Genomic DNA, 1,881 nt, shown 5'->3' with positions numbered 1-1,881 from the left:
GCGAGTTGTGCTAATGCTACACTTGCTCCTGAAATAAAAACTTATGATGAAGCAAATAAAAATCTTAAAGCTAGATCAGCAAGTGTTTATCAGAATACTAATACGACTGTAAGTGGTTCAGAAACTAACGCAATAACCATTACTGGAAGCGGGTCACATTCTTTAATAATTGAAACAGATGGAACTTTACAACCCGAAAATAAAAGTAAAGTTATATATGTTAATGGCCAAGGCAACGATATTCTTACTCTTACCAATCTTACCAATAAAGGAACTATTGATGGTCAAGTAGCTGTAGAAAATAGCAATGATAGTTTTACAGGAACTATCACTGTTAATACCTTTGAAAACAAAGGTCAGATTATTGGTCAAATTTATATGGGAATTTGGGCTGGTAAAGGGACTATCAATGTAGATAAATTTGATAATAGTGGGACTATGGTTGGCAACGATAGAGGAGTTTACTTCCAAGGAAATACTAATATAAAAAGCTTTACTAATAGCGGTCTAATCAGCGGGGATCAAGGTGTAAGCTTATCTGGGGGAACTATAAATAGTTTTAATAATTTAGGAACTATCAATGGCAACTCTTCTGGTGTATTTGTAGTAGGTGGCAACATAAAAACTCTTGTAAATTCAGGAATGATTACGACAGGCGAAGATATATTTGGTGCTGGCATAAAACTCGAAAATGGTGGTACCATAGAAAATATTATCAACACAGGAACTATACAATCTAACAATCTTGGAATGGCAGTAAGTTGGGGTAAATTTGGAACGCTTACTATAAAAGATGGAGGTATAGTTTATGGAAAAGAAGCCGGAATACTCGTAGGTCAATGGCAAACTCTAGGAGATTTATATATAGATGGTGGAAAAAATACTTCAAAAGATGGCACAGTAAGTGGAATTTATGGAGACAATAATGGAATTTCCTTAAATGAAAGTTCTAAAACTCAAAAAATAGAACTTAAAAATGGTGGCATTATAAAAGGTAAGGTTCATGGTATAAGATTGGATAATGGTGCCTCTTTAAGTGGAGAAATGATTTTATCTGGTGAAGGTTCTAGGGTAGAAGGTGGAAGTGGTGCTGGTATATCTAATCAAAGTGGAAAAATAGAAGGCTCTATAAAAGTAGAAGATGGAGCTACTGTAACTTCTTCTTCAGGCCAAGCCATATCTAACTCTGGCTCAGGAAGTATAACAGGTGGTATTACTGTTAGTGGAGAAAACACTAAACTTGAAGGAAATATAATCAATACAGGTGATGCTTCTATAGGTAGCGATATCAAGATAGAAGGTGGAGCTAAGGTAGAAGGTGGTCTTGTTAATCAAGGTAATGGAAGTATCTCAGGAAGTGTTCAAGTAAGTGGTGGTAGTAGTATTGATTCCATTACCAATGAGGGTAATGGAGCTATTTCTGGTTCAATTACTGTAGATAAAGATAGTAAACTTGATTCCATCACTAACACCTCTACTTCTGATACAGGTATAAGTGGTTCCATCACTAACAATAGTGATAATAAACTTGAAATTTCTAATGGAGAAGGTGCTACTATAGGTGGAGGTATTACCAATAATGGTAATGCTGATTTAGTTATTTCCAACCAAGGCTCAGTAGGTAAAGATGATCATGGTAATACAGTAACTAACAATGGTAGTGGTAGTGTTGGAATTAAAGATTGGGTTGTTTCTACAGATAAAGAAACAGGTAAATTAGACACTATAGTTGTAGGTGGAAATGGTAAAGATAATGTAAAAGTAGAAAACATCACCGTAGATCAAAGCAATGTTAATCTTGATGAATTAGGCAATATCAACAATATCATCTCAGGTGTTAATCAAGGCAATATTGGCAATATAGGAACCAATGGAGGTGGA

At 35.0% G+C, this 1,881-nt stretch carries 1 protein-coding gene; it reads left to right on the top strand.

All coding sequences use genetic code 11. From position 1 onward, the window contains the following. Positions 1-1,881 (top strand): beta strand repeat-containing protein (locus AJN69_RS01925; RefSeq protein WP_407918703.1); only part of this gene is annotated, 1,881 nt, incomplete at both ends.

Source organism: Campylobacter sp. BCW_4338, assembly GCF_001763255.1.
GTDB lineage: Bacteria > Campylobacterota > Campylobacteria > Campylobacterales > Campylobacteraceae > Campylobacter_D > Campylobacter_D jejuni.
The sequence above is the reverse complement of the archived record's forward strand: the minus strand, read 5'-3'. Positions and strand labels throughout refer to the sequence as shown.